Source organism: Microvirga medicaginis, from assembly GCF_052658925.1.
In genome coordinates, this window is sequence record NZ_JBQWEL010000059.1 from 1 (window position 1) to 974 (window position 974).

Consider the following 974-nt stretch of genomic DNA (forward strand, 5'->3'; position numbering starts at 1 on the left):
CTCTACGAGACCGGCGGCGAAATGGCGCTGCAGGAGCTGACGCGCCGTAAGCCGTTGCTGGCTAACCGCACGCCCGCCGAGGTGGAAGCGGTCATCATCGAGCTGTCCCTGGAACAGCCCGCCTTCGGTCAGATCCGGATCGCCAATGAAGTGCGCAAGCGCGGTCACTCGATCTCGCCCGCCGGCGTGCGCGGGGTCTGGCAGCGCCATGACCTCGAGACCATGAAGAAGCGGCTCAAAGCCTTAGAAGCGAAAGTGGCTCAGGAGGGTCTGGTCCTGACCGAGAGCCAGCTCGCCGCACTGGAGCAGGCCAAGACCGAGAAGGAAGCGCATGGCGAGTTCGAGAGCGAGTGCCCCGGCTATTGCGGCGGTCAGGACACCTTCTATGTCGGCAACATGAAAGGGGTCGGGCGCATCTATCAGCAGACCTTCATCGACACCTACACCAAGGTGGCGTTCGCCAAACTGTACGACCGCAAGACCCCGATCACCGCGGCCGACCTTCTCAATGACCGAGTCCTGCCGTTCTTTGATGCACACGAGGTGAAGCTGTGTCGGGTACTCACCGACCGAGGCACCGAGTACTGCGGCAATCCCGAGCACCACGAGTACGAGTTGTATCTCGCCGTCGAGGACGTGGATCATTCCCGCACCAAGACCAAGAACCCACAGACCAACGGCATCGTGGAGCGCTTCCACAAGACGGTGCTGAACGAGTTCTATCGGGTGGCCTTCCGCAAGAAGATCTACGGCTCGATTGCGGAGCTCCAGGCTGATCTCGATGCCTGGGTGAGGAGTTATAATGAGGAGCGGCTGCACCAGGGCCGGTGGTGCTTCGGCAAGACGCCGATGCAAACCTTCTTGGATGCCGTGCCGCTGGCGAAGGAGAAAATGATTGCCGCCTGATCCGGTCGGACAGGCTCGACCCGATCACTCTCTGACGCCAACTGTCCGATCAAATACCGACTACTACA

1 protein-coding gene is annotated in these 974 nt (G+C 61.0%); it reads left to right on the forward strand.

What is annotated here, in order from left to right; translation table 11 throughout:
• Nucleotides 1-906, forward strand: a 906-nt coding sequence (locus ACUXUR_RS26745; protein ID WP_445505380.1) for an IS481 family transposase, incomplete at its 5' end; no start/stop codon positions are given.
• Nucleotides 907-974 lie beyond the last annotated feature (68 nt).